General features: G+C 62.8%; 19 protein-coding genes. 5 read left to right on the top strand and 14 right to left on the bottom strand.

The window, feature by feature from the left end; translation table 11 throughout:
* Positions 1–17: 17 nt before the first annotated feature.
* From AERO9A_RS01910 to AERO9A_RS01970, 13 genes are all read right to left on the bottom strand, one after another.
* Positions 18–2,798, bottom strand: a complete 2,781-nt coding sequence (locus AERO9A_RS01910) for a hybrid sensor histidine kinase/response regulator (RefSeq protein ID WP_159970227.1) — start codon at positions 2,796–2,798, stop codon at positions 18–20.
* A gap of 119 nt (positions 2,799–2,917) precedes the next feature.
* The gene (gene purD / locus AERO9A_RS01915) at positions 2,918–4,207 is read right to left on the bottom strand and encodes a phosphoribosylamine--glycine ligase (RefSeq protein ID WP_159970228.1); all 1,290 of its coding nucleotides are present in this window, start codon (positions 4,205–4,207) and stop codon (positions 2,918–2,920) included.
* 115 nt (positions 4,208–4,322) lie between these two features.
* Entirely contained in the window at positions 4,323–5,930 is a 1,608-nt protein-coding gene (gene purH, locus AERO9A_RS01920; RefSeq protein ID WP_159970229.1) for a bifunctional phosphoribosylaminoimidazolecarboxamide formyltransferase/IMP cyclohydrolase, read from the bottom strand.
* Between the two features lie 74 nt (positions 5,931–6,004).
* Positions 6,005–6,325, bottom strand: a complete 321-nt coding sequence (fis, locus tag AERO9A_RS01925) for a DNA-binding transcriptional regulator Fis (RefSeq protein WP_159970230.1) — start codon at positions 6,323–6,325, stop codon at positions 6,005–6,007.
* Positions 6,322–7,320 carry a tRNA dihydrouridine synthase DusB gene (gene dusB / locus AERO9A_RS01930; RefSeq protein WP_159970231.1) on the bottom strand — a complete coding sequence of 333 codons (999 nt, stop codon included), beginning with the start codon at positions 7,318–7,320 and terminating at the stop codon, positions 6,322–6,324. The genes fis and dusB overlap by 4 nt, the downstream gene beginning before the upstream one ends.
* 219 nt (positions 7,321–7,539) lie before the next feature.
* The gene (locus tag AERO9A_RS01935) at positions 7,540–8,838 is read right to left on the bottom strand and encodes a DUF3426 domain-containing protein (protein WP_159970232.1); all 1,299 of its coding nucleotides are present in this window, start codon (positions 8,836–8,838) and stop codon (positions 7,540–7,542) included.
* A gap of 70 nt (positions 8,839–8,908) precedes the next feature.
* Positions 8,909–9,787: a 50S ribosomal protein L11 methyltransferase gene (prmA, locus tag AERO9A_RS01940; RefSeq protein WP_159970233.1), complete on the bottom strand. Its 879-nt coding sequence runs from the start codon at positions 9,785–9,787 to the stop codon at positions 8,909–8,911.
* A gap of 129 nt (positions 9,788–9,916) precedes the next feature.
* On the bottom strand, positions 9,917–11,272 hold the full coding sequence (gene accC / locus AERO9A_RS01945) for an acetyl-CoA carboxylase biotin carboxylase subunit (RefSeq protein ID WP_159970234.1): 1,356 nt from the start codon (positions 11,270–11,272) through the stop codon (positions 9,917–9,919).
* A 17-nt stretch (positions 11,273–11,289) separates the two neighbouring features.
* A complete protein-coding gene (accB, locus tag AERO9A_RS01950; RefSeq protein ID WP_159970235.1) occupies positions 11,290–11,751 on the bottom strand; it encodes an acetyl-CoA carboxylase biotin carboxyl carrier protein in 462 nt (153 codons plus the stop codon).
* 50 nt (positions 11,752–11,801) lie between these two features.
* On the bottom strand, positions 11,802–12,248 hold the full coding sequence (gene aroQ / locus AERO9A_RS01955; RefSeq protein WP_159970236.1) for a type II 3-dehydroquinate dehydratase: 447 nt from the start codon (positions 12,246–12,248) through the stop codon (positions 11,802–11,804).
* 122 nt (positions 12,249–12,370) lie between these two features.
* Complete coding sequence (gene dsbD / locus AERO9A_RS01960; RefSeq protein ID WP_159970237.1) at positions 12,371–14,143, bottom strand: protein-disulfide reductase DsbD; 1,773 nt, start codon at positions 14,141–14,143, stop codon at positions 12,371–12,373.
* Between the two features lie 157 nt (positions 14,144–14,300).
* Positions 14,301–16,265: a methyl-accepting chemotaxis protein gene (locus AERO9A_RS01965; protein WP_159970238.1), complete on the bottom strand. Its 1,965-nt coding sequence runs from the start codon at positions 16,263–16,265 to the stop codon at positions 14,301–14,303.
* A gap of 98 nt (positions 16,266–16,363) precedes the next feature.
* Complete coding sequence (locus AERO9A_RS01970; RefSeq protein ID WP_159970239.1) at positions 16,364–17,977, bottom strand: PleD family two-component system response regulator; 1,614 nt, start codon at positions 17,975–17,977, stop codon at positions 16,364–16,366.
* A 253-nt stretch (positions 17,978–18,230) separates the two neighbouring features.
* On the opposite strand from AERO9A_RS01970, the gene AERO9A_RS01975 reads away from it, so the two are divergent.
* Both AERO9A_RS01975 and AERO9A_RS01980 read left to right on the top strand, forming a co-directional pair.
* Positions 18,231–19,283, top strand: a complete 1,053-nt coding sequence (locus tag AERO9A_RS01975; RefSeq protein WP_159970240.1) for a DUF2333 family protein — start codon at positions 18,231–18,233, stop codon at positions 19,281–19,283.
* Entirely contained in the window at positions 19,283–19,831 is a 549-nt protein-coding gene (locus AERO9A_RS01980) for an NUDIX hydrolase (RefSeq protein WP_159970241.1), read from the top strand. Before AERO9A_RS01975 ends, AERO9A_RS01980 begins: the two co-directional genes overlap by 1 nt.
* Positions 19,832–19,893: 62 nt before the next feature.
* Here the strand turns inward: AERO9A_RS01980 and AERO9A_RS01985 are convergent, their stop codons facing one another.
* Positions 19,894–21,042 carry an NADH-dependent flavin oxidoreductase gene (locus tag AERO9A_RS01985; protein WP_159970242.1) on the bottom strand — a complete coding sequence of 383 codons (1,149 nt, stop codon included), beginning with the start codon at positions 21,040–21,042 and terminating at the stop codon, positions 19,894–19,896.
* Positions 21,043–21,258: 216 nt separating this feature from the next.
* On the opposite strand from AERO9A_RS01985, the gene AERO9A_RS01990 reads away from it, so the two are divergent.
* Genes AERO9A_RS01990 through AERO9A_RS02000 form a run of 3 tightly spaced genes read left to right on the top strand, consistent with a single transcriptional unit; the run spans position 21,259 to position 24,995 of the window.
* Complete coding sequence (locus AERO9A_RS01990; RefSeq protein ID WP_256665828.1) at positions 21,259–22,176, top strand: AraC family transcriptional regulator; 918 nt, start codon at positions 21,259–21,261, stop codon at positions 22,174–22,176.
* A 57-nt stretch (positions 22,177–22,233) separates the two neighbouring features.
* Positions 22,234–23,676, top strand: a complete 1,443-nt coding sequence (locus tag AERO9A_RS01995) for a TldD/PmbA family protein (RefSeq protein ID WP_159970243.1) — start codon at positions 22,234–22,236, stop codon at positions 23,674–23,676.
* A complete protein-coding gene (locus tag AERO9A_RS02000; protein WP_159970244.1) occupies positions 23,676–24,995 on the top strand; it encodes a TldD/PmbA family protein in 1,320 nt (439 codons plus the stop codon). The genes AERO9A_RS01995 and AERO9A_RS02000 overlap by 1 nt, the downstream gene beginning before the upstream one ends.
* Positions 24,996–24,997 lie beyond the last annotated feature (2 nt).

Raw genomic sequence — 24,997 nt, forward strand, 5'->3', positions numbered from 1 at the left:
GAGCAGGCCCTAAGACACTACGACGGCTCGCGCTGGCGCTGCAGTTCGCGTTCGTTGATCCAATGTTCGAGCAACTCGCGCAACTGCGACAGCTCCACCGGTTTGGACATATGGCCATCCATGCCCACGGCGCGTGCGTGCTCTTTGTGCTCGTCGAGAATATGCGCGGTCAGCGCGACCACGGGGGTGCGCGGGCGCTGCTCGGCTGCTTCCCAGGCGCGTAGCTGCTCGGTCGCGGAGAAGCCGTCGAGCACCGGCATTTCACAATCCATCAGCACCAGATCGTAGCGCTGGGCCTTCATCGCACTGAGGGCTTGCTCGCCATTGCTGGCGGTATCCGGCTTGAGATTGAGTTTGCCGAGCATGCCGCGGATCACCTTGGTGGAGATGCTGTTGTCCTCGGCCACCAGAATGCGAAAGTCCTCCGGTACGTTCAGCGGTGTGCTGACCGGCGTGGGCGCAGCCTGCGTCGGCACGGTGTTGGGGCGCCGGGACAGCTCGTCGGCCAGGGTGGTCTTGAGCGTGTAGCCGGCCACAGGTTTGGCCAGGATACGTTTGATCCCGGCGTTGCGTGCAATCACCTTGCTCGGCGCGTTGCTGATACCGGTGAGCATGATCAGCAGAATATCGTGGTTGAGGCTGGGGTCTTCCTTGATCCGTGCGGCCAGTTGCATGCCGGTCATGCCGGGCATGTCCTGATCGAGCAGCACAGCATCGAAGTATTCACGCATGTGCGACTTGGTGCGCAGCAGGGCCAGGGCTTCTTTGCCGGAGGGCACGGCGCTGACCTGCAGGCCCCAGGCGTTGCATTGCTGCACCAGCACCTTGCGGCAGGTGTCGTTGTCGTCCACCACCAGCAGGCGCGCGCCCTGTAACGGGCTGTCCAGATCGGTTTCGGGTTGCTCCAGGCGCTCTGCATCGAGCGGCAGGGCCAGCCACAAGGTGGTGCCCTGGTTGCCGCTGCCCTGAATGCCGAACTCGCCCCCCATCAGGCGCACCAACTGACGCGCGATGATCAGGCCAAGGCGCCCGCCCAGGCGGGTGGCGGCGAGGAAGTCACGACTCTGTAGTTCGGCGTTGAGCAGGGCGTCGCGCTCTTCGGGCTGTAGCGGGCGGCCACTGTCTTGTACGGCGATGCGCAGGCGCTGCTGGCCTTTGCTGCTGTCCAGCGCGGCGACCAGCAGAATTTCGCCCTCGTCGGTTTGTTTGAAGGCATTGTCGAGCAGGCTCAGCAGGGCTTGGCGCAGACGCGTGGGATCGCCGCTGACCACGCGCGGTACTTGTGGCTGGATGAAGCTGATCAGCTCGACCTTTTGTTGCTCGGCCTTGGCGCGGAAGATGTCGAGGCAGTCCTCGATCAGTGCGCCGAGGTCGAACTGCACGTCATCGAGCTCGATCTGCCCGGATTCCAGCTTGGAAATATCGAGAATTTCGTTGATCAGGGTAAGTAGCTCATTGCCCGAGCTGTGAATGGTCTGCACGTAATCGCGCTGCTTGGCCGACAGTGGTGTGCCCAGCAGCAGCTCGGTCATGCCCAGCACACCGTTCATGGGGGTGCGAATCTCGTGGCTGATCTTGGCCAGAAACTCGGCCTTGGCGCGTAGCTCGGCGCTGCTGGCGGCCAGTGCGGTGCGGCTGTCGAGGGTGTCGTAGTTGATCTGCCGCTGGCGCTCGGTCAGCGACACACTGAGGATCAAACCGGCCAGCGTGGCGACGCCGAACACGCCGAGCACCAACCAGCCGGGGTTGAGCTGATCGAGGCCGAACAACACCGGCACGAAGAAACCAAAGCCCATGTTGAACACCAGCGTGCCAACTATTACCAGGCGGATTGGCTGGTAACCCGCGCGCCAATGCAGGGTGCTGATCAGCAGCAGATTGATGGTGCTCAGCGCCACCAGCGCATAGACCAGCGAGCTGAACCAGAGCCAGCCGGTGACGGCGATCAGTAGCCCGTAGCCGAGAATTAGCAGGGCATTGCCTTGCAGCAGGCGGTTGAGCACGCTGTGCTGCACTCGCGTACCGTGCACGAAGGCCAGGCCGAAGGCCTGCACGCTGAAGGCGGCAGCGAGTGCCGAGAGGTCGGCGACCAGCGACTGGTTGTAGCCCAGTTGTGGCAGCCACTGGGCAAATACGCCGAGGTTGGCCGCCGAGCAGATGCTCAGGTTGAAGTTGACACTGGCCAGCCACAGGCTGGTGGCGCTGCGGCTGTAGAGGAAGCGCACCAGGTTGTACAGGGTCAGCAGCAACAGTGCGCCGAACAGTACGCCATAGAGATAGGCGGGTTTTTCCAGGCCCACCAGCTCGGTCTGATCCATGATCTTGAACCAGGTCATCAGCGGGTGGTTGGAGGTCAGGCGGACATAGGCGACGCGCGCTTGCTGGTCATTGGGCAGCGGCATCAGGTAGAAGCGCGAAGGCAGTGGGCGTGAATCCAGGGGTCTGGCTTCGCCGGTTTGCAGGTTTTGCTCCAGTTGGCCGTCGCGTAGCAGGTAGTAGTCGAGGTACTGCACCCGTGGCGAGAAAATCCACAACCAGCTCGGCTCGCTCTGCGGCGGCAGCTCGACCTGTAACCAGACGGCATGCTTGCTGGGGGGGAAGGTGAAGGACTGTTTATCGAGGGGCTTGAACTGCTGGCGTTGGGCGCGGATGTCCTCAAGGCTCAGGCGTGCGGTGTCATCGATCAGGTAAGACCAATTTTGTCCGCCAACCGGTATGCCGACCGCCTTGGCCGCCAGGGGCAAGGTGAGCAGCAATATGCTGACAATGAAGCCGATGGCAGTCCTGAGCCGGTGCACGGGCAATTCCCTTCTAAACCAGTGGCCGGATTATAGCCAAGCATTTGCCGGGGGGAATACGACGCAGGTAGGCATTTGCTGCCTTGCCGGAGGCTCTGCGTCGCATTGTTCGCATTTGCTCAGCTTTCGCCGCGTTCGCGTGCGATAGCGCGGTAGCCGATGTCGTTACGGTGGAACATGCCGTTCCAGCGAATCTTCTCGGCCAGGCGGTAGGCCTGCTGCTGGGCATCGGCCACGCTGGCACCGATGGCGGTGGCGCACAGCACGCGGCCGCCGGCGGTGACGATCTGGCCGTCTTTGAGCGCGGTGCCGGCGTGGAACACTTTGCCGTCGAGCTGGGCCGCGTCGTCTAGGCCCTCGATGACGTCACCTTTGGCGTAGTCGCCCGGATAACCGCCAGCAGCCAGCACCACGCCGACGGTCGGACGCGGATCCCAGGTCGCTTCGACCTTGTTCAGCGCCTTGGCCAGCGCGGCCTCGACCAGCAGCACCAGGGAGCTTTCCAGGCGGCACATGATCGGCTGGGTTTCCGGGTCGCCGAAGCGGCAGTTGAACTCGATGACTTTCGGCGCGCCGACCTTGTCGATCATCAGGCCTGCATAGAGGAAGCCGGTGTAGACGTTGCCTTCGCTGGCCATGCCGCGAACGGTCGGGTAGATGACTTCGTCCATCACGCGTTTGTGCACTTCGGCGGTGACCACCGGGGCTGGCGAGTAGGCGCCCATACCGCCAGTGTTCGGGCCGGTATCGGCGTCGCCGACGCGCTTGTGATCCTGGCTGGTGGCCATCGGCAGCACGTTTTCGCCGTCGACCATGACGATAAAGCTGGCTTCTTCGCCGTCGAGGAACTCCTCGATTACCACGCGCGAACCAGCGTCACCGAAGGCGTTGCCGGCGAGCATGTCGCGCACGGCGTCTTCGGCTTCCTGCAGGGTCATGGCGACAATCACGCCTTTGCCGGCGGCCAGGCCGTCGGCCTTGATCACGATGGGGGCGCCTTTCTCGCGCAGATAGGCCAGTGCCGGCTCGACTTCGGTGAAGTTCTGGTAGTCGGCGGTCGGAATCTTCTGGCGCGCCAGGAAATCCTTGGTGAAGGCCTTGGAGCCTTCCAACTGCGCGGCTGCGGCGGTTGGGCCGAAAATGTCCAGGCCGCGCTTGCGGAACAGGTCGACCACGCCTTTGACCAGTGGCGCTTCCGGGCCAACGATGGTCAGGGCGACGTTTTTCTCGGCGAAGTCAGCAAGCTGCTCGATGGCCAGCACGTCGATGGCGACGTTCTCGCATTTGTCTTCGACGGCGGTGCCGGCGTTGCCCGGTGCGACGAAGACTTTCTCGACGCGCTTGTCCTGCGCCACTTTCCAGGCCAGGGCGTGCTCGCGGCCGCCGCTGCCGATGATCAGTACGTTCATGTTTCTCTCCCAATGGAGGCGGGCCGACGGCCCGTTCGGTGGATAGGAAAAGCGTTATCCACCCTACGAAATAAGGTTGGCGTAGGGTGGATGGCCGAAGCCATCCACCAGCCAATCAGTGCCTGAAATGGCGCATGCCGGTGAACACCATGGCAATGCCGGCTTCGTCGGCTGCGGCGATCACCTCGTTGTCGCGCATCGAGCCACCCGGTTGGATCACTGCGGTGATGCCGACCTTGGCGGCGTTGTCGATGCCGTCGCGGAAGGGGAAGAAGGCGTCCGAGGCCATGACGGCGCCCGGTACCGGCAGGCCGGCGTGCTCGGCCTTGATCGCGGCGATGCGGGCGGAGTTTACGCGGCTCATCTGGCCGGCGCCGACGCCGACGGTCTGACGGTTTTTGGCGTAGACGATGGCGTTGGATTTGACGAACTTGGCCACTTTCCAGGCGAAGATCAGGTCATGGATTTCCTGCTCGCTTGGCGCGCGCTGGGTGACGATCTTCAGGTCTTCTGCCTTGATCATGCCAATGTCGCGGCTCTGTACCAGCAGACCGCCGTTGACGCGCTTGAAGTCCCAGCCAGCAGCACGCTCGGAAGGCCATTCGCCGCATTCGAGCAGGCGTACGTTGGCCTTGGCTGCCACTACTTCACGAGCGGCGGCGCTGATTTTCGGGGCGATGATCACTTCGACGAACTGGCGCTCGACGATGGCCTTGGCGGTTTCGCCGTCCAGCTCGCGGTTGAAGGCGATGATGCCGCCGAAGGCCGACTCGGTGTCGGTGGCGTAGGCCAGGTCGTAGGCCTTGCGGATGCCGCCTTCGTCTTCAGGTACCACGGCGACGCCGCACGGGTTGGCGTGCTTGACGATGACGCAGGCCGGCTTGACGAAGCTCTTCACGCACTCCAGCGCGGCGTCGGTGTCGGCCACGTTGTTGAACGACAGTTCTTTGCCCTGCAGTTGCACGGCGGTGGAGACGCTGGCTTCGCCCTTCTTCGCTTCCACGTAGAACGCCGCGCTCTGGTGCGGGTTCTCGCCGTAGCGCATTTCCTGCGCCTTGACGAACTGGCTGTTGAAGGTGCGCGGGAAGGCGCCACGGCCTTCGGTGGACAGGGTGTCACGCGCCTGGTCGATGGTGCCCAGGTAGTTGGCGATCATGCCGTCGTAGGCCGCGGTGTGCTCGAAGGCTTTCAGGGCCAGATCGAAGCGCTGGGCGTAGCTCAGGCCGCCAGCTTTCAGCGAGGTGACGATGCCGGCGTAATCGCCGGTGTTGACCACGATGGCTACATCCTTGTGGTTCTTCGCCGCGCTGCGGACCATGGTCGGGCCGCCGATGTCGATGTTCTCGATGGCATCGGCCAGATCGCAGTCAGGCTTGGCCACTGTGGCTTCGAAGGGATACAGATTGACCGCTACCAGATCGATCGGCTTGATGCCGTGCTCGTCCATCACCGCGCCGTCCAGGGCACGACGGCCAAGGATGCCACCGTGAATTTTCGGGTGCAGGGTCTTGACCCGACCATCCATCATTTCCGGGAAACCGGTGTAATCAGCCACTTCCACTGCGGCTACGCCGTTGTCCTTGAGCAGCTTGTAGGTGCCGCCGGTGGAGAGGATCTCGACACCGAGGGCGGACAGCTCGCGAGCAAATTCGAGGATGCCGGTCTTGTCGGAAACGCTGATCAGCGCGCGGCGCACGGGCAGAAGGGTGGTTTGGTCGGTCATTTCACTATCCATCAGAGCGGGGATATCAGCAAAAAAGGCGGCTCATGTGGGCCGCCCTTTTCGGGAGTTCTGGGTTACAGCAGGTCGTACTGCTTGAGTTTCTTGCGCAGCGTGCCGCGGTTCAGGCCGAGCAGTTCGGAAGCCTTGGTCTGGTTACCTTTCACGTAATTCATGACGGTTTCCAGCAGCGGCGCTTCGACTTCGGTGAGCACCAGGTTGTACACATCGGTGACATCCGCGCCCTCAAGGTGGGCGAAATAGTTATGCAGCGCCTTTTCCACGGCGCCGCGCAGGGTCTGGCCCTCTTCGCTCGGCGTGTTCAGGTGCTGTTTCAGGCTGGTGTTGTCACTCACGGGTGCAGTTCCACTCACTAAGGTCTCAGTCATCAACGTCATGCAGCCACCTCGTTTCCTTCTTCGTGTCGTTCGCTGAAGAACGCGCGAACCTGGGCGCATTGTGCGTCCGTGCTGTCCAGACGATTGAATTGGGCGCGAAACTCCCTGGCGCCCGGCAGGGTTGCTAGATACCAGCCGACATGCTTGCGGGCAATGCGTACGCCCATCTCGTCGCCGTAGAAGGCGTGCAGTGCGGCCAGGTGCTCTAGCAGAATACGTTCCACTTCGATCAGTGCCGGTGGCGGCAGCAGTTCGCCGGTGCGCAGGTAATGATCGATTTCGCGGAAGATCCACGGCCGCCCCTGGGCGGCACGGCCAATCAGCAGTGCGTCGGCGCCAGTGGCGTCGAGCACGGCGCGGGCCTTGTGTGGCGAGTCGATGTCGCCATTGGCGAACACCGGAATGGATACCGCCTGCTTTATGGCGGCGATGGTGTCGTACTCGGCTTCACCGGTGTACAGGTCGGCGCGGGTGCGGCCATGTACGGAAAGTGCAGTGATGCCGGCATCTTCGGCGATTTTTGCCACGGTGACGCCGTTCTTGTTCGCTCGATCCCAGCCGGTACGGATTTTCAGGGTGACCGGGACGTCCACCGCACCGACCACGGCATCGAGAATCTCGCGCACCAACGGCTCATCGCGCAGCAGGGCGGAGCCGGCGGCCTTGTTGCAGACCTTCTTCGCCGGGCAGCCCATGTTGATGTCGATGATCTGCGCGCCCAGTTCGACATTCTTGCGCGCCGCGTCGGCCATCATTTGCGGGTCGCCACCGGCGATCTGTACCGAGCGTGGCTCGGGATCGCCGCTGTGCAGCAGGCGCAGGCTGGATTTGCGGCTGTTCCACAGGCGTACATCGCTGGTGACCATCTCCGATACCACCAGGCCGGCGCCGAGGGTACGGCATAGCTGGCGGAACGGGCGATCGGTGACACCGGCCATGGGGGCCAGAATCAACCGATTGGGCAATGTGTATGGGCCGATGCGTGGGGCCGACATGGGGCGTCCCTGCTGGGTTAGTCGATTGGCGATCAACACTTAGCCGCCACTGTCTTCAATAGGAAGTCGGTGGTGGGCAGGTGCTCGCGAAAGGGTGGGCATGATACCCGCTCTGGATGAGCGGATAAAGGCCGTTTTGAACAAATTCTGAACAGCCTTCGGCTTATCGCCAGCGGTTAGATCGGTATGCTCAAGCTCAGTATTGGCGAGGGTTTCAGGCTATTGCGGGGAGTGGAAGTTGAGGCTGTAGTTCACCGCGCGCGGCCCTGGGTCGAGGATGTCCAGCGAGATATGGATGGGGGTTTGCGGCGGCATCTCGCTCTGCCCGGCCAGTTCGCCGGCAAGGTATTCGCTGGGTTTGAAGCGGCGGCTGGCCACCAGTTGTCCGCCCATGTCGGCAAAGCGCATTTCCAGTAGGGGGAAGGGTTGGGCGAAGGGGGCGCGATTGTAGAGGATGGCGTCCACCACCAGGGCGCCGGAGAAATCAGGATGGCTGCGCACCACTAGGTTGCTGCTGCGAATCTGGCTGATGTCTACCTTCGATGGCAGGCTGCAGCCGATGTTCGGGCAGAGCTGCTCGAACCAGGGGCGGTAGCGATCCTGACGGGCCAGTTCGTCGAAGTTGTAGGTGGCGTACTGCGCCAGCAATCCGGCCAATGCCAGCAGGTTGAGCAGGCTCCAGCCCAATACGCGTCCCCAGGCGATGCCTTGGCGTGGTTGCCAGTCCAGTTGCAGCGGCTCGTCATCCAGCTCGAACAGGCGTTCGCGGCCCAGGTTGGGTTCGCTGCGCTGTTTACGGTTGTCATCCTGGGTGGGGGTGAGCTCCAGTTCTTCGCGTGAGCTGTTTTCGCGCTCGTCGTTTTCGGCTTCGATATCGAGATGCCCCAGGCGGGGCTCATTTGGCTCGTTATCGTCTATGTCCTGTACGGTTGCTGGTGCTGGTGCTGGTGCTGGTGCTGGTGCTGGTGTCGGTACAGGCGTAGGGCGCAAGGCGGGGGCGACAGGGGGCGTGATCGGCTCTGCGAGCAGGCGCTCTTGACGCTGGTTTTCGGCTTCGTCTTCTTCGCGCAGCAAGGCCTCGGCCCAGGCTTCGTCATGAGCGTTAGGGCGCGGCTCTTCGGCATGTTTGAAGCTTTCACCCGGACTCGGTGCGCGCTCAAGGGCCATAAATTGCTGCGAGAGTTGCTGCTCCTGTTCTTCCAGTCTGGCCAACTCCTCGTCGAGGTCGAGGCCGTCCAGATCCAGGTCGTCATGGATCCACAGCGTGTCATCGCTGGCTTTGGTTGCCGGTTTGGCTATTGTGGTGGGCGCGCTGGTGACAGCGCTCGCGGCTGGCGGCGTCGCTACCGGCTTGGGCGAGGGTGCACGCGCGGCAGTGCCGAACAACTGCTCTGCGGCGTTGAATACGTGCATGCATGCCCCGCAGCGCACGGCGCCATGGGCTGCGGCCAGTTGCGCCTGGCTGACGCGGAAGCTGGTGCGGCAATGGGGGCACTGGGTGACGTGGCTTTCGCTCATGCGTGAGTCCGGTAAAACGAAGCGGTTAGTCTAAAGGAGCGGCTTCAGGCTGCAAGCTGCAGCCTGGCCTTTAGCGTTTTACGCCGCTGATGCGTACCCAGCCGTCCTTCTCGGCGGTCGGGTCGAGCGTAAAGTCGGTGGCGTAGGCGGCGCGCACTTCTTCTGCCTGCTCGGCCAGGATGCCAGAGAGCGCCAGGCGTCCACCGGCTTTGACCAGCGAGGTGATCTGAGGTGCTAGGGAAACCAGCGGCCCGGCCAGAATGTTGGCGACCACCACGTCTGCCGGTTGCTGCGGCATGTCTGCAGGCAGGTAGACCGGGAAGCGCGCCGGGTCGATGCCGTTGCGCGAGGCGTTGTCGCGCGAGGCTTCCAGGGCTTGCGGATCGATGTCGGTGCCGACGGCTTTGGGCACGCCGAGCAGCAGGGCGGCGATGGCGAGAATGCCTGAGCCGCAGCCGAAGTCGATCAGGTCGCAGCCTTCGAGCGGCTGACCGTCGAGCCACTCCAGGCACAGGGCGGTGGTCGGGTGGGTACCGGTGCCAAACGCCAGGCCCGGATCGAGCAGCAGGTTGACTGCATCCGGCTGCGGTGCGGCGTGCCAGCTCGGCACGATCCACAGGCGTTGGCCGAAGCGCATCGGCTGGAAGTTATCCATCCAACTGCGCTCCCAGTCTTGATCTTCGATGTGCTCGATCTGATGTTCGGGCAGGCTGCCGCCGCAGAGCAGGGTCAGGTGGGCGATCAGCGCTGCTTCGTCGGTATCGGCTTCGAACAGTGCCAGCAGGTGGGTGTTCGACCACAGCGGTGTGGTGCCCAGGTCCGGTTCGAAGATCGGCTGGTCTTCGGCGTCCATGAAGGTCACCGACACTGCGCCGATGCTGAGCAGGGCGTCTTCGTAGGTTTCTGCCTGCTCAGGCGTGATGGCGAGACGTACTTGTAACCAGGGCATGGGAAACCTCGTGAAGGGCGCGCGTTTGGCCGCGCAGCTTACTTGAAGGGCAAGGCGGCTTGCCAGTTCGGTGCCGAAACGACAAGGGGCCGCCCGAAGGCAGCCCCTGTCATGACAGCGAGTCAGGACTCAGTGCTTGTCCATCCCCAGCTTCTTCTCCAGGTAGTGAATGTTCACACCACCTTTAAGGAAGCCCTTGTCGCGGGTCAGGTCGCGGTGCAGCGGTACGTTGGTCTTGATGCCGTCGACGACGATCTCGTCCAGGGCATTGCGCATACGCGCCATCGCTTCGTCGCGGTCACGACCGTAGGTGATCAGCTTGCCGATCAGCGAGTCGTAGTGCGGCGGAACGCTGTAACCGCTGTACAGGTGCGAGTCGACGCGTACGCCGTTACCGCCTGGCGCGTGGAAGTGCTTGACCTTGCCGGGGCTGGGCATGAAGTTGTCCGGGTCTTCGGCGTTGATCCGGCATTCGATGGAATGGCCGAGGATCTTCACGTCTTCCTGCTTGATGGACAGCTTGTTGCCAGCGGCGATGCTGAGCATTTCCTTGACGATGTCGATGCCGGTGACCATCTCGGTGACCGGGTGCTCCACTTGCACGCGAGTGTTCATCTCGATGAAGTAGAAACGACCGTCTTCGTAAAGGAACTCGAAGGTGCCGGCGCCACGGTAGCCGATCTCGACGCAGGCATCGACGCAGCGCTTGAGCACTTCGGCGCGGGCCTTCTCGTCGATCAGTGGGGCCGGGGCTTCTTCGATCACCTTCTGGTGGCGACGCTGCAGCGAGCAGTCGCGGTCATACAGGTGAATGGCGTTGCCCTGGCCGTCGGACAGTACCTGGACTTCGACGTGGCGTGGGTTGCCGAGGAATTTCTCCAGATAGACCATCGGGTTGCCGAACGCGGCACCGGCTTCGGTGCGGGTCAGCTTGGCCGACTTGATCAGGTCTTCTTCCTTGTGCACCACGCGCATGCCGCGACCACCACCGCCGCCAGCGGCCTTGATGATCACCGGGTAGCCCACTTCACGGGCGATGCGCAGGGCTTCTTCTTCGTCCTCCGGCAGCGGGCCTTCGGAGCCAGGCACCACGGGCACGCCGGACTTGATCATGGCGTTCTTGGCCGACACCTTGTCACCCATCAGGCGGATCACGTCGGCTTTCGGGCCAATGAAGGCGAAGCCAGAGTTCTCCACCTGCTCGGCGAAGTCGGCGTTCTCGGCGAGGAAGCCATAACCCGGATGGATGGCATCGGCCCCTGTGACTTCTGCGGCGCTAATGATCGCAGGAATGTTCAGGTAAGACTGCGAGCCAGGTGCCGGACCAATGCAGACGGACTCGTCGGCCAGGCCCAGGTGCATCAGTTCGCGGTCGGCGGTGGAGTGCACGGCCACCGTCTTGATACCCAGCTCCTTGCAGGCGCGCAGGATACGCAGGGCGATTTCGCCACGGTTGGCGATCAGGACTTTTTCCAGCTTCTGCATTGCAGGCTCCCCGCGCATCAAACGATGGTGAACAGGGGCTGGTCGTACTCAACCGGCTGGCCGTTTTCTACCAGGATGGATTCGATCACGCCGCTGGCTTCGGCTTCGATGTGGTTCATCATCTTCATCGCTTCGACGATGCACAGGATGTCGCCTTTCTTCACGGTCTGACCGACTTCGGCGAAGTTGGCAGAGGTCGGCGAGGCCGCGCGGTAGAAGGTGCCGACCATCGGCGAGCGGGCAACGGTGCCGTTGAGCTTCGGTGCGGCAGCCGGAGCGGCTTCAGCGCTCGGTGCGGCAGCGGCTACAGGTGCGGCCACTGGTGCGGGGGCCGGAGCGTACATCGGCTGAGCGGCGTAGGCTGGCTGCTTGCTGTGACGGCTGATGCGTACGGACTCTTCGCCCTCTTTGATCTCCAGCTCGTCGATACCGGACTCTTCCAGCAGCTCGATCAGTTTCTTGACTTTACGGATATCCATGAAGGTTCAACTCCCAGAGGTGAGGTAGGTCTTGTCTACCGTGCTACGCGTCAGGCGCGCCCGGCCAGTTGTTCGAATGCCGCTTCCAGGGCCAGCCGATAACCGCTGGCGCCAAGGCCGCAGATCACTCCCACGGCTACGTCGGAAAAGTAGGAGTGATGGCGGAAAGGTTCACGCTTGTGCACGTTGGACAGGTGCACTTCGATGAATGGGATGCTCACCGCCAGCAACGCGTCACGTAATGCGACGCTGGTATGTGTAAATGCGGCGGGATTGATCAGGATAAAGTCGACGCCTTCGCCTCTGGCGGCATGAATGCGTTCGATCAGTTCGTACTCGGCATTGCTCTGCAGATGCATCAGGTGGTGGCCGGCTTCGCGGGCACGCTGCTCCAGATCCTGATTGATTTCGGCCAGGGTGGTGGCGCCGTATTTGTCTGGCTCACGGGTGCCCAGCATGTTCAGGTTGGGGCCGTGCAGTACCAGTAGAGTGGCCATGGACGCTTTCCTTGTTGTTCGGGCTGCGCAGGACTATGCCGTAGGCTGCTAGTTGTCAGCAATACCCAGCACGTTGCCGGATGTTTGCGCAAGAAATATGACTATAGCAGGCGTTTTGGTCGTTACTGGGAAGTCTTCGCGCTTTCCAGGCGAGTCGCGAAGGCTGGTGCGTCGATCTCTCCGACGACGCGCAGACTTTGCAGTTCCTCGCCGCTGCCTGCGAATAGCTGAATGGCGGGCGGGCCGAACAGCTTGTAACGATCGAGCAGGGCGCGCTGGGCAGCGTTGCTCTCGGTGATGTCGAAACGGATCAGGCGCCAGTCGGCCAGCTTGCTGCCTACCTCGGCATTGCCGAAGACCTCGCGCTCGATCACCTTGCAACTGATGCACCAGTCGGCGTACCAGTCCAGCAGCAAGGGCTGACCTGCGGCTTTGGCTTCGGCTAGTGCGGCGTCCAGCTCTGCGGGGGTGGTCAGCGTTTGCCAGGCGCCGCTTTTGCTGCTGGTAGCGCCTGCTACCTGTAGCTGCCCTAGCGGCCTGAGCGGATCGGTCGCACCTTGCAAGGCGCCGACCCAGGCGGCCAGGGCGTAGACCAGCAGCGCCAGACCGGCGATCTGGCCGAGCTTCTGTCGGTGCGTCTTGGGCCCGAACTCCAGCGCGCCGAGGAACACTGCCATACCGCCGGCCAGCAGACCCCACAGCGCCAGGCTCAGGCTGCCTGGCAGCACGCGTTCGAGCAACCAGACCGAGACGCCCAGCAGCAATACGCCGAAGGCATTGCGCACGCTAACCATCCAGGTGCCGGTCTTGGGCAGCAGGGCGCCGCCACCGACGGCGAACAGCACCAGTGGCGCACCCATGCCGAGGCCCAGGGCGAGCAGCTTGAGGCCGCCGCCCAGGGCGTCGCCGCTGGCGCTGATATAAAGCAGTGCGCCGGCCAGTGGCGCTGAGACGCAAGGACTGACCAGCAGGCTGGAGAGGACGCCAAGCAGCGCGGCATTTAAGTGCGAACCACCGTGGGTTTTGCCGGCCAGGCGATCCAGCGGCTCGCTGATAGCACGTGGCAGGCGCAGCTCGAACAGGCCGAACATGGCCATCGCGAAAATGGCGAAGAAGGCGGCGAAGGGCACCAGTACCCAAGGCGACTGCAGGCGTGCCTGCAGATTGAGGCCTGCGCCGAACAGCCCCATCAGTGTGCCGAGGATGGCGAAACACAGTGCCATCGGAATCACATATGCCAGCGACAGGCTGAGGCTGCGCATACCGCCGAGCTGGCCGCGTAGCACTACGCCGGAGAGAATCGGCAGCATCGGCAGTACGCAAGGGGTAAAGGTCAGGGCCAGGCCACCGAGGAAGAACAGCGCCAGCTCCTTCCAGTCCCACTTGGTTGTGGTGGTGGGCGCCTTGGCGTCGGTGGCAGGCATCTCGCCAATCTCGATGAACTCGGTTTCCGGTGGATAGCACAGGCCCTTGTCGGCACACCCCTGGTAGCCGACCTGCAGGCGCAGAGGGCGGTTATCCGGGTTGTTCAGTGGCAGGCTTACATCGAGTACCTCGTAGTAAACCTCAGTGTCGCCGAAGAACTCGTCATGCTTAGGCTCGCCGGGCGGTAGTTCGGGCGTGCCCAGTTGCAGGTCGCTGGGTTCGACCTTGAAATTCAGACGGTGGCGATAGAGGTAATAACCTTCGGCGGCGACGAAGCGCAATCTAATGGACTGCGCATCACTGCCCACCAGACTGAGCTTGAAGGCTTCGCGTACGGGCAGAAAATCACTGCTGTTATTCAGCGGCGCGCCGAGTGGTGCAGGGGCGGGGCGCTGATCCAGGAGGCTGGCGGCGGCGGGCAGGCTCAGGCAGAGCAGCAGTAGCGGTAGCAGCAGACGGCGCAGTGACATCGGACGATTATCTCGGCGAAAGGTGACGGCATGATACTGGAAAGCACCCAAGCGCAGCACCGTTGCCGCGCCGGGCTGTCGATTGCTGGGATGGGCGCAACCTTGGAGCCGTTGCGGTGGGCTGAGTTCGCCGTCTGCGCTGCCTTGTCGCAGTCTCCTAAACGCGAAATGCCTGCACGGCCTCGTGCAACTGGCCGCCGAGTTGTAGCAAGCGCTCGCTTTCGTTGCGCCCGCTGGCAATCTGGCCGAGATTGTCGTCGCCCAACTGGTGGATGCGCTCGCCGTGCTCGCGAATCTCGCCGACAGCAGCGCTCTGTTGCGCCGTGGCTTCAGCGATGCGCGCTGCCATGCTGGAGATGGTGCGGATCGCTGTGACGATCTCATCCAGTGCGCCATCGGCTGCCTGCGCTTTGCCTGCGGTGGCTTCGGCGTGCTCGACTTGCTCGCGCATGGCGCTTACCGACTGCCGCGCAGCGTTTTGCAAGCGGCCGATAACATCCTGAATCTCCGAGGTGGCGTGCCCGGTGCGCTGCGACAGCGAACGCACTTCGTCGGCAACTACGGCAAAACCGCGACCTGCCTCGCCTGCGCGAGCCGCTTCGATAGCCGCGTTGAGTGCCAGCAGGTTGGTCTGCTCGGCGATGCCACGAATCACCGTGAGCACGTTACCGATGGTGGTGGTTTCCTCGGCCAGGCGTTCGATGGCGTGGGCGTTGTTCTGCACTTCGCCGACTAGCGCGTGCAAGCCTTTCAGGCTTTCGCCGATGACCTGCTGGCCGTGGCCTAGAGCCTGCTCGGCAGCCTGGCTGGCATCGGCAGTGTGGCTGGCGTCGTCGGCAACCTGGCCGATGGTCGCCTCCAGTTCGCCCAACGCGTCGCGGATTAGCGCGGTGTCGTTGGCCTGGTGCTGAGCGCTACCGTGCAGGCTGCCGCTGAGATGTGCGAGGGCGCGGCTGGAGCCGGCGACGCGTTCGGCGTGGCCATTGATCGTGCTTACCAGTTCCACCAGATAACGCCGCATGTGGTTGAGCGAGGCTTCGATATCGCACAGCTCGCGGATGCGCGAATCGATGCTGACAGCGGCGGTGAAGTTGCCACTCGCCCAGGCAGACAGTGCGGGCACCAGTTGTGCCAGTACGCGTGCCAGGCGGCGCTGGATACGGTCGATGATCAGCGCGATGAGTAGGATCAAGCCGATCATCAGCCCTTGAATCATCCTGACGTCACCCTGGATGCGTCCGTACTCGCTCTTGACCAGCGGCTCCAGTGCTGCCAGGGCTTGTTGCAGTCCGGCAATGCGTTCACTGGTGGTCTTGGCCAGTGTCTGTCGCTGTTCGACCAGTTCCTGCGTGCGTTGCAGTTCACTCGGATAACGGCGCACCAGTGAGCCCAGTTCGCGCTTGAGGGCGATGCCGCGATCTTCGGCCTGGCTTTGCTGTTCGCTGTCGTCGAGCCCGAGCATGGCGGCGAAGCCTTCGCTGGCTGAGCTGGATGAATCCTCCACGCCCAGCAGTGGAAGCGCATCCAGGCGCTCGACCTGTTGGCCCAGGGCATTGAGTTCGCGTTCGACATCGCCGATCAGTTCGCTGCGGTCCAGGTTGACGAAGCGATCACGGGCATGGGCCAGGCGTAGCAAACGACTGCTGGCCTCGAACAGTGGGGCGCGATAGGCCTCGGCAGCACTGCCGTTGGCACTGTTTGCGTAGTCGTTGAGTTGATCCAGGTCACCGCTTATCTCGCGCTCGGCCTGCACCAGTAGCGCTTGAGGGTCGCCAGCCAGTTTGCCGGCGGCTAGCAGTTCGTTGGAGGTGAAATTGCGCAGTTGCTCAAGGCTGGGGCGCAGCTCGTTGGCCAGCTCCTTGGGCAGTTCGTCCAATGCCTGGGTGAAGCTGTCCATGGCCTGAGTGGCTTTGCTGTGTTGCACGGCATTGCCGGAGCTGAGGTAGGCCAGGATATTGTCGGCAACCTCGTGCTGGAATCGCTGTGACAGGCCGAGATAGCGCTCCATCAGGTGTACAGGTTGTTGGAGTGCGCGCTGCGACCACCATAGGGTGGCCGCCAGGGCTACGCAGACAGTGACCAGCAGTAAGGTATTGAGATTGGTAAGCAGCTTGAGGCGCATGGAGGGCTCGATCGACTACTGAACGATGAGCTCTGAAGATATTTCAAAAGGGTGACAATCTTATGACGGCGGGCAAATGACGGTGTGCGCTCGTCGGCTTACTCGCTGCGGTAAAGCTCCACTCGGTTGCGCCCGCCGTGCTTGGCAGCGTAAAGCGCTTCGTCGGCCTGCTTGGACAGTGCTCTGCTGTCGAGACCCGGTTGCAGCATGGCGATGCCGCCGCTGAAGGTGCAGCTCAGATCCTGTGGCTGAGCGGGGTAGTGGATTTCGGCGAAACGCTGGCGAATCTCATCCAGTACCTTGAGCGCCGAACGCTCGTCGGTGTCTGGCAGCACGACGGCGAACTCCTCGCCACCATAGCGACCGATGTAGTCGCTCTTGCGCAGTCGTTGCTTGAGAAATAGCGCCAGGCTCTTGATCACGCGGTCGCCCATGGGATGGCCGTAGGTGTCGTTGACCCTCTTGAAATGGTCGATGTCGAGCATGGCGAAGGCCAGCGGCTGGCCGTCGCGGCGCGCGCGGAAGCAGGCGTCGTCGAGCAGTTGCAGCGTGTGGGTGTGGTTGTACAGACCGGTAAGGCTGTCACGCACCATGCGCGCCTTGAGATTGCGCGCGCGGGCTGCGCGGTTGCGCACGGTGGCAATCAGGTGACGCGGCTTGATCGGCTTGGTGAGAAAGTCATCGCCGCCCTCGCTCATGGCGTCGAGTTGCTTGTCCAGATCGTCCTCGGCGGACAGGTAGATGATTGGCACGCTGACGTAACGGTCATTGTGGCGGATCACCTTGGCCAGTTCGGTGCCGTTGCACTCGGGCATGTACATGTCGAGGATGATCAAATCTGGCTGGAGCTCGGCCAGTGCATCCATCGCCAGGATCGGCTCGGTCAGGGTGTGGGTGAGGATGCCGGCGCTGTTCAGTACGCGTTCGGTGTGAGTTGCCTGAGCTTTGGAATCGTCGACGATCAGTACCTTGTACGGGTCGTACTGCACAACGTGGGTCAGTACCTCGATGCGCTCAAGCAAACTGGAAGCATCCAGCGAGCCGGTGAAGAACTCCTGCCCGCCGGCGCGTACCGCAGCCAGGCGAGTCGGGGTGTCGGTTTCGTTATGGCTGTAGAACAGCACCGGGATTTTGTGCTCCAGCCCTTGCTGCGCGGCATGCGCCAGTTCCAGGCCAGTGCCGGCGAAATCCACATCCATGACGATGGCGGCTGGATGGCGCTCGCCCACGGCGGTTTTGAAGGCAGTGGCATTTGCCAGCGCTTGGGCGCTGAGGCCGAAGAATTCCAGTTGTTGCGCCAGGCGCTCGGCGCGGTCGCTGTCCTGCAGTGCCAGGTAGACCGGTTTGCGCAGTGGTGGCAGGAAGGTCTGCTCGAAGTGGTCGCCATGGCGCAGGCCGGTGCGTGACAGGCGTTGCATGGTCTGGTTGAACTGGGCGATCAACTGGCTGTTGAGGCGGCCACGGTTCTCGCCGACGGCGCTCAGGCTGTTGCAGATACTCTGTGCCAGTTGCGCGTGCTCAGCCTGGTCGAAGCGCTCGGCGTAGCGCAGCAGCCGCACAGATGCTTCGCTCAGCTCGCTCATGCCAATCTCGCTCCACTCGCTGCGTTGCAAGCGTTGCCAGACCTCCAGCACCTGGCGCGCCTGATGAATCACACGCTGTGCGAAGTGATGTTTCAGGCGATCACGGCTGGGGTCTTGCAATTCGGACATGGGCCTGCTTCCAGGGCGATGATTGGTGGCTTGATGCTATCACTGGCGCTGCATTGATTGACATTGCCGCCGATCAATTGACGCTTTCATCCTGTCGGCCAGGCGATAAAAGCACCGCTTTCACCTACAGGCGGCAAGTTTAGTGCCTCGCCCTGCGCTTTGCTGTCTGCTTGCCTTATAGTGCGGAGCAGGTCGCAACCCCTGCCGAGGTTGGCGGTCGAACACATGAATTTGCTGATGAAAGGACACCGCCATGCTGGACTGGAAGAATCGCGCGACGAGCTCTCAAGGTGGCGCCGACAAGGCCGCCAGGAACCGTCGTAATGGCAGCAGCCTGATCGCCCGTGCGCTAGGGGGGCTGATTGGTGTTTACCTGCTCGTGACACTGGTGGTGGGCTGGTATTGGAGTCAGGAGCCTGCCGCATTCCCTGTGCAACAGCACGCGCAAGCCGCTGCGCAGCAAGCCCAGCGCCAGATGGTGACCGGGTACACCACGGTGGAAACGCTCAAGCAGGTCGCGACGACCCTGCTCGACAAGCCCGGTGGCTACCTCTCCAACGACCTGGCTCCTCCCGGCCTGTGGCTGGACAACATGCCAAGCTGGGAGTACGGCGTGCTGGTGCAGGTGCGTGATTTCTCCCGTGCCTTGCGCAAGGATTTTTCCCGCTCGCAGTCGCAGTCCACGGAGAACCCGGATCTGGCCAGGGCCGAGCCACGCTTTCACTTCGACAACAAGAGCTGGGCGTTGCCGGCTTCCGAGTCCGAATACCGTGACGGCATCAAGTCGCTGGATCGCTACCTGGCCGAGCTGAGCCAGCAGAACGCACAGTTCTATGCTCGTGCCGACAACCTCAACAACTGGCTGGGGGACGCCGGTACTCGTCTGGGTTCGCTGTCCCAGCGCTTGTCCGCCAGCGTCGGCCAGGTGCGTCTGAACGAGAGTCTGCAGGTCGGCAACGACGCCGAGGAGTCGGGCCTGGTCGGTCAGGGCGGGGTGTACGAGACGCCCTGGCTGCAGATCGATAACGTGTTCTACGAGGCCCGTGGCCAGGCTTGGGCGCTGGCGCAGCTACTGCGCGCCGTCGAAGTGGACTTCGCTGACGTGTTGGCGAAGAAGAACGCCACCATCAGTGTGCGTCAGATCATCCGTGAACTGGAGGCGGCGCAAGCGACCCTGTGGAGTCCGATGATCCTCAACGGCAGTGGTTACGGCATTCTCGCCAACCACTCGCTGGTCATGGCCAACTACATCTCGCGGGCCAATGCGGGCCTGATCGATCTGCGCCAGTTGCTGAGCCAGGGTTGATGGAGTCGATCTCGGCGGCTGAGGCGGCGCACCGCGCCGCCTCGGATCAGGAACGCGTGGCCTGGGTCGACGAGCATGATCAGCCGCTTGGTGGCGTTTCCCGCGCCGAGTTGCGTGAGCGCAGGTTGATCGGCCGCTGCACCTACATCTTTCTATTCAACTCGGCCGGTTTGCTGTGCGTGCATCGGCGCACCCTGAGCAAAGCGCTGTATCCCGGCTACTGGGATGTAGCGGCGGGCGGCATGGTGCTTGAAGGTGAGGACTATCGCCTGTCTGCCGAGCGCGAGCTGGCCGAAGAACTGGGCATCGTCGACACCGAGTTGGTCGAGCATGCACATTTCCTCTACGACTCGCCGCAAAGCCGCCTGTGGTGCATGGCCTACTCGGCGGCCTCCGATGCACCGCTGGTGTTGCAACCGGAAGAGGTGCTGGAGGCGCGCTTTATCAGCATTGAGCAGGCGCTGGAGGAGGCTCGTCGCCTGCCCTATTGCCCGGATTCGCTGGCGGCGCTGGAGCACTACATGAACAGGCCGTTGGCGGCCGGCTGAGCTGCGGGCCTGCATGGGGCGGGGCAGCCCGCCGTTGGATTGCGCCCACCCTGTTGCAGCCATCAGGCGCTTGCGGGGGTGTCCTCGACAAGGGGGAACCAGCCCTTTGCCATCTGGATGACGCCCCACAGCTTGTCAGGGATCACCAGGTTCGGCACGTGTTTGGGGTCGAGCGCGCTGGCTATCTCGGCTGCTTTGCCCTGGCCTGCGAGTTCCACCCACGCTGGGTTCATCACCAGCCCCTGGCCGACGGCGACCAGCGCCAGGCCGACGTTCAACGCTTGCTCGGCGTCCTCTGGTGTGCGGATAAGGCCCGCAGCAATCAAAGGCAGGCGCTCACCGACATGCTCGGCAAGCAGCTCGGCGGTTGTACGCTCGTGACCTACCGGGCGGGCATGCGGGATGTTGAAGAGCGAGGCATGGAGGTAATCGATACCGGCTTCAATCAGTCGGTCGATCAGCACAAAGCTGTCGTCGATACGCAGCCCGCCTTCTTCCGATTCTTCCGGCGATATGCGGTAGCCCAGCAGGAACGGCTGCTTGGCGTGCTCAGCAATTACGCGCTGCACTTCCTGGACCACAGCCAAGGGGAAGCGCATGCGGTTTTCAAGCGAGCCTCCCCACTGATCGTCGCGTTGGTTGAACAGGGGCGAGAAGAAGTTCTGGATGAGGAATCCATGTGCGCCATGCAGCTCGATGCCGTCGAAACCCGCCTCGATGCCACGGCGAGCCGCTTCGCCAAAGGCTTTGATGATCGCCTCGACTTCAGCCGCGCTCAATGCATCGCTGGTTACTTCGGCGCTGTTGAATGGGCTGGGCGGCACCTTGAGTGCGCTGGCGCTGACTACACGGCCATTGGGCACCAAGTGCGGCAAGGCTTTGTTGCCAGCGTGGAAGATCTGCAGGATCGCCGGTGCACCACCGCGCTTGGCGGCCTCGGCGAGGCTGCGCAGACTGGGGGTAAAGCTGTCGTCGTAGCTGGCGAACTCGTCGGTGAAACCGATGCCGTCAGGCGTTACGTGGGTGCAGCCGGTAATCACCATGCCAACGCCGTTGACGCGAGCGCGATAGTAGGCAAGTTCTTGCTCGGAGATGGTGCCGTCCGGGTTGGCCGACCATGTGGTCATCGGCGCCATTACAATGCGGTTGCGCAAGGTCAGGCCGTTGTTAAAAGTCAGAGGCTGGAACAGCCGCGATTCGCTAGAAGTCATAGAACTGCATCTCCGTGAGCTGAGCAGGGCATCGTGGTTGGTGTTGCCCGATGTCTGGCAGTATCACGGCGAAGATGCGTTGGGCGTTTGCCAGAACCGTTGTGATTTTTGCCTGATCTGCCGAGCGCGGATCGCCGGTCGAGTTAGTTGTTCGTTATGCTGCTAGGCTTTTGTCATCCAGATAAAGGATGAGCCGCCCATTTCATGAGGTTTGCGATGATGTTTAAGGCAGTGTCGGGCATCGACAGACTTTCTGATTTGGTTGGGGAGATTGCCCAATTTGATGGGGATTACGATACCGCCATCCCCGCGCTGAAGCTGCGCCGCTGCAACTCCACCACTGAGCCAATGCCCTGTATCTACGGTCTGGGTCTGGCGCTGATCGTGCAGGGTGGCAAGCGGGTGATGTTGGGCGATGAGATATTCGACTACGGGCCAGGGCAATCGCTGATCACCACCGTGGACATGCCTGTGGTCGCCTATATCACTCGCGCCAGTTCGGCAGAGCCTTTTCTCGGCATGTGGCTGCAACTGGACGCACGGCTGATTGCTCAGGTGGCGGCAGAGATGGAGTTCGCGACACCGCTTCACGCTTCGGCGGGGCGGGGTATATCCCTGGCAGCGCTCGATACGGGATTGCAGGAGGCGTTGATCAGGTTGATCCGGCTGCTGACCGAGCCGTCTCTGATTTCCTCCATCGCACCGTTGATCCAGCAGGAGATCGTCGTCCGCTTGCTAAGCGGTGGACATGGCCCCAGCCTGCGTCGCCTGATTGCGGTCGGCTCGCCGAGCCAGCAAGTGGCCAAGGTCGTCACCTGGCTGAAACAGCATTACACCGAAAACGTGCCGATGGATGAGTTGGCGGCCAAGGCGCATATGAGCCCGTCGACCTTTCGTCAGCATTTTCGTGCTGTGGTCGGCATGAGCCCTTTGCAATACCTGAAAAACCTGCGCCTGCTCGACGCCCGGCAACTGATGCTCAACGAGCATTTAGATGCCGGGAGCGCGGCTACCCGCGTCGGTTACGAGAGCGCCTCCCAGTTCAGTCGCGAGTACAGCCGTTTATTCGGCGACCCGCCGAATCGCGATATCAAGCGTGTGCGAGGGCTAAGAGAGGGCCACATGCACGGTTGATCGCGCTGCCGGGTTGTTCCCATACTGACGGCCCTTGCCTTGCGCTTCGGAGGCCCGATGTTCGCCTTTAGCGATACCTTGCAGCGCCGCTTTGCCGCGCTGAAATCCACGGCCGACTTCTGGTCGCTGCGTTATGTGCAGGAGTGCCGGGAGTCCTATTGGGTGCGGCGGCACGTGGCGCAGGCGCCATCCTTCGTCGACGATGGCGGTGCCATGCTTACGGCGCGCGTTGGCGCCGTCGAAGCCTATGCGGCTACCAGCGATCTCAGCCAGATCGGTCTGCAATCGGCACTGGAACGGGCCGAGCAGATGGCCCGTGCGTTAACCGGGTATAACCTGTTGGCGCTCGGTGACCTCCCTCAGTCGGCCGAACAGGCCGATGACGTGATACCGGGTTACCCGCAGCCGCTGGCCGGCGCCGCGCACTGGTTCGAGCTGCTGATGGCTGAGTCGGCGCTGATTCCCCGCGATGATCGCCTGGTGGACAGCCATGTTGGGCTGACCTTCACCCGCCATGAACAGATCTACCTCAACAGTGTCGGCGCCTGTTTGCGCCGCGCCCAGCGCTACGTTTTCCCGCAGGTGGGCGTCACCGCTAGCGACGAGCGTGACAGCCAGAGCCGCAGCTTTGGTGGCACCCACCTGGCGCGCCAGGGTGGCGCCGAGGTGTTGCAGCAGCTTGGCGTGCTCGGCAGCGCCGCGCGCATCGCCGACGAGGCGCTGCAACTGCTGCTGGCACCGAATACGCCGAACGGTGCGCGCGATCTGTTGTTGATGCCGGATCAGATGATCCTGCAGATTCACGAGTCCATCGGCCACCCGCTGGAGCTCGATCGCATCCTCGGTGACGAGCGCAACTTCGCCGGTACCAGCTTTATCCGCCAGGAAGATTTCGGGCAGTACCCGTACGGCTCGCCGCTGCTCAACGTCAGCTTCGATCCCGGTGTGCCGGGCGAGTTGGCCAGCTACAACCATGACGACGACGGCACGCCCGCCGAGCGTCAGTTGCTGATCAAGGACGGCATCCTGCTGCGTCCGCTCGGCGGCGCGCTGTCGCAGTGGCGCAGCGGTCTGCCGGGGGTGGCCAACAGCCGCGCCTGCAGTTGGAATCGTCCACCCATCGACCGCATGGCCAATCTCAATCTGGAACCCGGTGACCAGACTCTGGCCGAACTGATCGGCGGCATTGAGCGCGGCATCCTGATGAGCAACAACCGCTCCTGGTCGATCGACGACGCACGCAACAAATTCCAGTTCGGCTGCGAATGGGGCCAACTGATCGAAAACGGCGAACTCAGGGGCGTGGTGAAGAACCCCAACTATCGCGGTATCAGCTCGCGTTTCTGGCGCAACCTGCGCGCGGTGGGCGACGCCAGCACCTTCGAGGTGATGGGCACGCCTTATTGCGGCAAGGGCGAACCCAATCAGGTGATCCGCGTCGGGCATGCCTCACCGGCCTGCGTGTTTGCCGATATCGATGTGTTTGGAGGGGCTGCCTGATGGATGTACGTCAGCATTTCAGTGCCTTGGCGGACTACCTGCAGGCGCAGGTCGCGGGCGACGAGGGCTTTACCCTGGCCTACGGCGCCGAACAGTCCAGCTTCATCCGTTTCAATCAGGGCCGTGTGCGCCAGGCCGGGCAGGTGCTGCAGGTGTACGTCACCTTGTCGCTGTACCAGGGGCAGCGCCATGCCGAGCGCAAGCTGGCGCTCAGTGGCGGCCTGGATGAGGATGTCGTGCAGTTGCAGCAGGCGTTGCAGCACTTGCGCGCGCTATTGCCGACGCTCAGTGCTGACCCTTATCTGCGCCTGAATCGTGATGCCTGGCGCAGCGAGTCGGTGGGCGATGGGGCGCTGTTGGACAGTGCGGCCATGGCGCAGCAGATCGTCGCTGCTGCCCATGGCCTGGATCTGGTCGGTTTTCTGGCTGCCGGGCCGCAATATCAGGGCTTCGCCAGCTCCTGGGGGGCGTTCGGCTGGTACGCTGCCAGCAGCTTCAATCTTGACTTCAGCCTGTTCCACGGCAACGGCCAGGCGGTGAAAAGCGCTTACGCCGGGCAACAGTGGGACGCCCAGGTGTTTGCTGACAAGTTGGCGCATGCGCGCCAGCAGTTGGCGTTTCTCGGCCAACCGGCCAAGGCGTTACAACCTGGCGCTTATCGTGCCTACCTGGCACCGGCTGCGCTGGAAGAGTTGGTCAGCCTGTTCGGTTGGGGCTTCGGCGCTCAGGCGCTGGCTTCGGGCGGTAGCCCCTTGCAACGGCTGTTCAGTGGCAAGGCCGAACTCAGCACGCAGGTAACGATGGATGAGCGCGTCGACGGTGGGTTGGCTGCGGCCTTTACCGCCGAGGGGCCGCGTCAGCCATTGCGCTTGATCGAGCAAGGGCGCCCGGCTGAACGGCTGGTCAGTTCGCGCAGCGCCGCCGAGTACGGCCTGAGCGCCAATGGTGCCGGACGCGGCGAATACCCGTTGTCACTGCACATGCACGGCGGTGATCTGGATGAGCGCGAGGTGCTGCAGCGGCTCGGTACGGGGCTGTATATCGGCAACCTGTGGTACGGCAACTTCTCCGACCTGCCGGCCGCGCGCCTGACCGGCATGACCCGTTTCGCCACCTTCTGGGTCGAGGACGGGCAGATCCTGGCGCCGGTGGGCACCATGCGCTTCGATGACTCGCTGTTTGATTTTCTCGGCGCGCAACTGGAGGCTCTGACCCGTGAGCCGGAGCTGCTGCTGCCCTCTGGCACCTATGGCGCCCGGCAAACGGGGTCGATGGCCTTGCCGGGGGCGTTGCTGTCGCGGTTTACCCTGACCTTGTGAGG

Source organism: Pseudomonas sp. 8Z, from assembly GCF_902506535.1.
Lineage (GTDB): Bacteria > Pseudomonadota > Gammaproteobacteria > Pseudomonadales > Pseudomonadaceae > Aquipseudomonas.